The 6318-nt window shown below is 58.8% G+C and carries 8 protein-coding genes; 4 read left to right on the top strand and 4 right to left on the bottom strand.

Features of this window, described 5'->3' with window-relative positions:
• Positions 1 to 863, bottom strand: an 863-nt coding sequence (locus CSQ89_RS19015; RefSeq protein WP_143747097.1) for a replication endonuclease, incomplete at its 3' end; no start/stop codon positions are given.
• A gap of 866 nt (positions 864 to 1729) precedes the next feature.
• Between CSQ89_RS19015 and CSQ89_RS19005 the strand changes: the two genes are divergently transcribed.
• The 3 genes from CSQ89_RS19005 to CSQ89_RS18995 are packed head-to-tail and all read left to right on the top strand — an operon-like array spanning position 1730 to position 3145.
• Entirely contained in the window at positions 1730 to 1981 is a 252-nt protein-coding gene (locus CSQ89_RS19005; RefSeq protein WP_099407628.1) for a helix-turn-helix transcriptional regulator, read from the top strand.
• 27 nt (positions 1982 to 2008) lie between these two features.
• A complete protein-coding gene (locus tag CSQ89_RS19000) occupies positions 2009 to 2722 on the top strand; it encodes a hypothetical protein (RefSeq protein WP_099407627.1) in 714 nt (237 codons plus the stop codon).
• A 33-nt stretch (positions 2723 to 2755) separates the two neighbouring features.
• Positions 2756 to 3145: a hypothetical protein gene (locus CSQ89_RS18995; protein WP_099407626.1), complete on the top strand. Its 390-nt coding sequence runs from the start codon at positions 2756 to 2758 to the stop codon at positions 3143 to 3145.
• Between the two features lie 133 nt (positions 3146 to 3278).
• Here the strand turns inward: CSQ89_RS18995 and CSQ89_RS18990 are convergent, their stop codons facing one another.
• Genes CSQ89_RS18990 through CSQ89_RS18980 form a run of 3 tightly spaced genes read right to left on the bottom strand, consistent with a single transcriptional unit; the run spans position 3279 to position 4305 of the window.
• Positions 3279 to 3479, bottom strand: coding sequence for a hypothetical protein (locus tag CSQ89_RS18990; RefSeq protein ID WP_099407625.1), 201 nt, complete (start codon positions 3477 to 3479; stop codon positions 3279 to 3281).
• A 25-nt stretch (positions 3480 to 3504) separates the two neighbouring features.
• Positions 3505 to 3798 (bottom strand): BrnT family toxin, encoded by a 294-nt coding sequence (locus CSQ89_RS18985; protein WP_099407624.1) that lies wholly within the window; start codon positions 3796 to 3798, stop codon positions 3505 to 3507.
• Between the two features lie 54 nt (positions 3799 to 3852).
• The gene (locus CSQ89_RS18980) at positions 3853 to 4305 is read right to left on the bottom strand and encodes a helix-turn-helix domain-containing protein (RefSeq protein ID WP_233203326.1); all 453 of its coding nucleotides are present in this window, start codon (positions 4303 to 4305) and stop codon (positions 3853 to 3855) included.
• 101 nt (positions 4306 to 4406) lie between these two features.
• On the opposite strand from CSQ89_RS18980, the gene CSQ89_RS18975 reads away from it, so the two are divergent.
• Positions 4407 to 6318: CHC2 zinc finger domain-containing protein (locus tag CSQ89_RS18975; RefSeq protein WP_143747096.1), on the top strand; the 1912-nt coding region annotated here is incomplete at its 3' end.

Genomic DNA, 6318 nt, shown 5'->3' with positions numbered 1-6318 from the left:
GCCACCCAGGCCGGGTTGATAATCTGCGTAAACGCCCGTTTGCCGCGCTTGCGCTTGTTGCTGATGGTCTTGCTCGGGTGGTAAGCACTCGGGGCCGTCACGGTAACGAAAACCGCTGTATGGCCCAGTTCCTCCGCGACCAGCTCAAAGCCTTTGACGCGGGTAACCAGTTCGGCAAAGCGCACGCGCGGGTTGGCGACGCTGCTTTGCTGCAAGTCGAACAGCGATACCTCATCGCCTTCGTTGCTGGTGGCCAGCGCATGGCGTAGGGCTTCGCTCTGATCCTTCCACTTGGTTTGCAGCAGGGAGAGGGTTTGTTGCGATACATAGGTATCGGCACCCCGGCGGACCTGTCCGGCGCTGATGCGGCCTTGTTCCAAGGCTTGCAGGTGGCGGCGCACCAAGCTGCGTTTCCATACCCTGCCGTCTTCCAGACGTTTGCCAATGCCTTCGACGGTGACGCCCTGTTTACCGGCCTGCGGCAGGCGGACCTCAAAGCGTGGGGCGATCATGGCGGCGGTGTCTTCGGGCGATAGCCACGTGTGCAGCTTATCGCAGAGGGCTGCGCCGTCTTCACCCAGGCGGCACACGTCAATCAACGGGGTGGACGGGTGACCGAGGTATTTATCCAGCCGCTCAGACAGGTTGATGAGATCCACTGAGCCCACCGGCTGCTGTAGCCAGTGGCTGACGCGCTGGCCCAGCGCATCATGGTCCTCGTTGCGTGCGGCCTCCCATTCGCGTTCGGGGATGCTGCGTAGCTGATGCTTGCGCTCACGGCGGGCCTGCTTGCGTAAGGTCGGCGCACAGTTGGCGGCAAGCCATTCAGCATCGGTTTCAACGTGGTAAGCAACAGTTTCCATCGGTTTCTTTGGGCAAGCCGATCCCCTTACGGCCTGTTGAGGTCGTTTAAAAGGGTGAGTCGGGGGTTAAAACAGCACGGTGGTGACTAGGCTTGCAGTATCGGGCGCGGTCGGATCGGCAGCACGTCATTGCCCTTGTGTGCGTGCGCCACACAATAGAAAGGCGCGTTTAGTCGGGTAATAAGGGCTAGACATTGGCGCTCCGTTGGGCAAGCCGCCCCCCTTACGGCCGGTGGCGGTCGTTAAAACGGGGGAATCGGGGGTTAAAACAGCACGGTGGTGACTCGACCTGCAGTATCGAGCACGACCGGATCGGCAGCACGTCTTCGCCATTGTGTGGAGGGCTCACACAATGCGAGTGGCCGGGGTGAGGTCTGGCGCGGTGGTTTCACCCTTTGGCGCGCGCTCGTATCCCCGCCACGCCCGCGCACTTCATAGGGCGTTTTTTATGCAGCTGCATGAAGGGTCGAAATCCGCCTCAGTACTGGCGCGGAGAATGGTTTGCGGGGTGCAAAACATCATGCGAATTCATGCACTCTAGGCATGCATTTGCATGCAGTGGGCGGCTAAGGGGGTGCTGACTGGCCAATCTCGGCGCTGTTTTACCTGACAAGTTGCCCCAACGTGGCGTGGGGATGTTCGCGCTGATTGAAAATTGACCCACCCTGCCGATTGAATATTGACCCAGGGCGAGAAGAGTTCGGCGTTTAACAGGGGGTCTTGAACGGCGGGATTGTGTGGTGCGTTCACACAATGGCGTTCGCTCGTCGAGGTGGCGCGGGGTCGGGATACTGCCGGCATGCGTTCAACGACGCCTCATCTGGTCCAGTCGGACACGGATGCACCCACGATAAAGACCCTTAGCAATGACGCAATTGACCCCCTCTTACGACGAGACCGCCAGCGACACGGCGGGTACATCCAGCCTGCGACATGACCGCTTTATGCGTTTGCCGGAAGTGCTGGCCAAGTGTGGCTTCTCCCGTACCGGCTTGTACGACGCGATGCGTCTACGTGGCTTCCCCACTTCGATTCACCTTGGCCCGCGCAATGTGGCGTGGCTGGAATCGGAAGTCCTTGCCTGGATGCAGCAATGCATCGCCCAACGCCAAGCCTGATCAACCCACTATTAAGGAAACCTTCCCATGTTTGAACATCACCCAGCACACCGCGCCGCCGTTGAAGCGGCCTTGGCTGAATGCCATACCGCTCGTGACGCCTTCCTGCCTTTGCAGGCGGTCTGTACCGCGTTACGCAAAGAAATCGCTGCTCACCAGCAATCAGCCCAGGAAGCCGAGGCGGAGGCCGCCCGCCTGCGTGCGGAAAACAAAGGTCTGCTGCGTAGCTTCACCAGTCACCTGAGCCCGAAGTGCCGGGAACTCAAAGCCCAGGAACGGGCGGCTTACACGCTGGCGGAAGACTGGCGCGAACTGGCCAGTGAGCTGGAAAAGGGATTGGACGAAGCCGACGAAGACGCCTCAGAGCAATGGTATCGCGTGGTGATTGCGCAGAACGGGTTACGCGAATGCTATAGCCAAGCGCTGATTGAGGTTGGGCTTAGCCAATTGCCGCCCGCACTCAAGCTGGGTTTGCAATTGCAGGCCGACTGCTTGGCCAGCAAGGGCCAACATGCCAGCTGGCGTTTGTTCGACGAGTCGAGCCTGGATGCGGCATGGCGCGAGTTAGCGCCGAAGCTATTGGCGCAATGTAAACAGGCGGTGGACATCCCAGACGAAGCAATCAGGGCGGGCCTACAAGTGGCGGACCGTGGTTGTGTGCCGGAACTGACGCCAGCGCAAATGCATGTGCGTCGCTATGAACGCGAGAAGGCGGCAGAAGCAGAAGCGGCCCAGGCATAACCCTTTTTAATACTGACGAAAGTAAACAAGATCATGAGCAAATGGATAGGCGTCGAACTGGAAGGCACGCTGGCGGAATACAACGACCGTTTCCCGAATCAGATTGGCGAACCGGTGAATGCAATGCTGTTGCGGGTTAAAGGCTGGTTGAATGAAGGCAAGACGGTCAAAGTCCTGTCGCATCGAGCGAAGGCGGGCAGCAGTAACTACGAGGTGAATCGGTGGTTGCGTGAGCAAGGGCTGAGCATGTTGGAAGTGGTGCCGATGGAAAAGGACATGCAATCGTTCTGGAGTGCGCGTGCGGTGCGGGTGGAGTTGAACGACGGGAAGCTCTGCAATGGATGCCGTAACGCCCCGGAAAACCACTTCCGTCATCAAGGGCATGGGTATACCGCGGAGGACTACTACCTGACGGACTGCTAGGGCCTGCCTACCGTATATCACGGATGTATCGCGCTTCTTCTTATCTCTTATTTAAATAAAAAAGCCCCCTGAACCCCAGCTGCTGCTTGGGGTTTAGGGGGTTTCTCTTTAGTGGCTTACTGCGTTGGCTGGCTTAGCGGGCCATTTCAATCAGCTCGATGTCCTTTTTTAGCAGCGCATTGACCAGCGTGGAGAGTGCCACGCCTTTATCGTGGGCCAACTCGCTTAAGCGGGACTGGATGGGCTGATCGAGGTAGACCGGCAGGTGTGCTACTGCATCGGCCCGGTAGAACTTGCCGCGAGCGGCTTTGCTGAAATCGTATTCGTCTTGCATCGGGTTCACCTTTAACGGATAGGGCCTAGGGTTCGCCCTGGTACTGCCGTTCTTCATGCCGTGTGGCGAGTCGCGCAGAAATAATGCGTACATGCACCGTGTCTTCATTCTCGCGCCAAGTATGTACGGCCACCACCAACTTACGGCCCTCGACCTGACCGAGGGTAATCCAGCGTTCTTCCTGCGTGCTGTGATCTTCATCAAACAGCGTTAATGCGAGGGGATCGTTAAACACCAAGGTTGCTGTTTCGAAATCGAGGCCATGCTTCTTGAGATTGGACGCTGCTTTGGCTGGGTCCCATTCGAACAGCAACTGCATGCACTTCCTCCTTAGCTGCTCAGGGGTGATTCGTGAGTATCGTGTGGTGTCTCATCACTTATGACGGTCTTCTGACTGACGCTTGAGTTGCCCACGTTCTATGAATGCATCTAGCAGCTGTAGTGCTTGGCGTTTCTCCGCCGGCTCTAGCTTCTCAATAGCGAGCAGTCTCCTGCGTAGTCGGCTATCTCCATCTTGTTTGACCAGCCGGCGCTTAACACTGCGACCAAACAGCTCATCGATAGACACCCCTAATGCGTTCGCAATACTTGGCAGCAGAGTGGCTGGTGGTGTGGCCTGAGGGCTCTCATAGTAGGCCACCATACGCTGTGAAATACCTAGCTCAGCGGCTAATTCAACCTGAGTAAAGCCTGCTGCTTTGCGTAACGCTGCCAAGCGTTCACCGAAGTCGCTGGTGGTGGCTGTTTGCTCACCGGATTGAATGCGCTTGCCCATTGAAGTCATCCCAAAGTGATGGGGCAAGTCTACGAATGGTAAGGGATGCATGGAACACTCCGGCTTGACGAATATACACTGGGTGTATAGTGTGCCGTACCTTAGATTGTTTAGCAATTGGATGTATATATTGCACATGAAAAGGATTGTTTATGGCACGCATCCCGGAAGCAGAAATCGAACGCTTAAAAACCGAGGTGTCACTGGTTCGCCTGATTGAGGCAGACGGCATTGCGTTGAGTAAGCAGGGAAAGGATTACGCGGCCTGCTGCCCGTTCCATCAGGACGACAGCCCAAGTCTGGTGGTGACGCCGGGCAAGAATCTGTTCCATTGCTTTGGCTGTGGCGCGGCGGGTGGGCCAATAGACTGGGTGATGAAACGGCGTGGTATCAGCTTCCGCCATGCAGCGGAATGGCTGCGCGAGGGTTTGCCTTCTCTTTTAGCTGCCAGTTTGGCGCCGGTGAAGCGCACCACGGCGCGTGCCTTACCGGTAGCGGTGAGCCTGGATGCGGATGACCATGCCTTGCTCGGTCAGGTGATGGACTACTACCACGCCACCCTCAAGCAAGAAGGCGAAGCCTTGGCTTATCTGGTCAAGCGGGGGTTGGATCACCCCGAGCTGATCGACACGTTCAAACTGGGTTACGCCAATCGCACCCTGGGCCTGCATTTACCGGAAAAAAATCGCCAGACCGGGGCCGAAGTCCGCGGGCGCTTACAGCACTTGGGGTTGATGCGCGAAACCGGCCATGAACACTTCGCGGGCAGTTTGGTGATACCGGTGCAGGACAGTGCTGGGCAGGTGGTGGAAATCTACGGCCGTAAGCTGCGCGATGACTTACGCAAGGGGACGGCCAAGCACCTTTACCTGCCGGGGCCGCATGCAGGTGTATGGAATGAGGCGGGTTTGGCGGCGAGCGGTGGCGAAGTCGTGCTATGCGAAGCGCTGATCGACGCGATGACCTTCTGGTGCGCGGGCTACCGCAATGTGACGGCCAGCTATGGCACCCAGGGATTTACGGCTGACCATCTGGCCGCCTTCCAGCGGCATGGCGTTCAGCGTGTGCTGATTGCCTACGACCGGGATGAGGCCGGGGAGCGGGCGGCGGCGCAGTTGGCGGTCGAGCTGGCTGCCCAGGGTATAGGCTGCTGGCGTGTGCAGTTTCCTCATGGTCTGGACGCCAATGCGTATGCCCTCAAGGTACAACCTGCCAGCAAGGGGCTGGGACTGGTGTTGCAGCATGCGCGCTGGCTGGGTGCAGGACCGGCCCCGCATCGGGGTGCTGCGCCCCTTCCACCCCTCTCTCCTTTAGCCGCACCGGTACCCGCTGCAACGGGACTGCCGCCCGATGCAAGCACGTCACCCGAACCGGCACTGGTGGTTCAGGGGGAGGATTTGCTACTGACCTTGGCGGACCGCTGTTACCGGGTGCGGGGCCTGCCCAAGCAAGCAGCGGCGGGACAGCTCAAACTCAACCTGCTGGCGACGCGTGGCGATGGGTATTACATCGACAGTTTCGATCTCTACAGCGCCAAGGGCCGCGCCCATTACCTGCGGGAAGCGGCGCTGGAGCTGGCGGTGGCAGAGGAGGTATTAAAACGCGATCTGGGCCGACTGCTGCGCTTACTGGAAGCGCATCAGGACGCACGGCTACAGGCAGTGCTAGCGCCAGCGGATAACACGCCGACGATGACGGACGCGGCCAGAGAGGCAGCGTTGACCCTGTTGCGCGATCCCACCCTATTGGCACGCATCGTGGCCGACTTCGACGCCTGCGGCCTGGTGGGTGAGCGCACGAACAAGCTGGTGGGCTATCTGGCTGCGGTCAGCCGTAAGCTGGCGGGGCCGTTGGCGGTCGTGGTGCAGTCTTCCAGCGCGGCCGGTAAATCGTCGCTCATGGATGCGGTGCTGTCATTCATACCGGAAGAGGAACGCATCAAATACAGCGCCATGACGGGGCAAAGCCTGTTCTACATGGGAGAAAACAACCTCAAGCACAAGATTCTGGCGATCTGCGAAGAAGAAGGCGCGAGCCGCGCCAGCTATGCCTTGAAGCTGCTGC

The sequence above is a fragment of the Chitinimonas sp. BJB300 genome, from assembly GCF_002735695.1.
Classification (GTDB): Bacteria; Pseudomonadota; Gammaproteobacteria; order Burkholderiales; family Chitinimonadaceae; genus Chitinimonas.
This window is presented reverse-complemented; position numbering and strand designations above follow the sequence as displayed.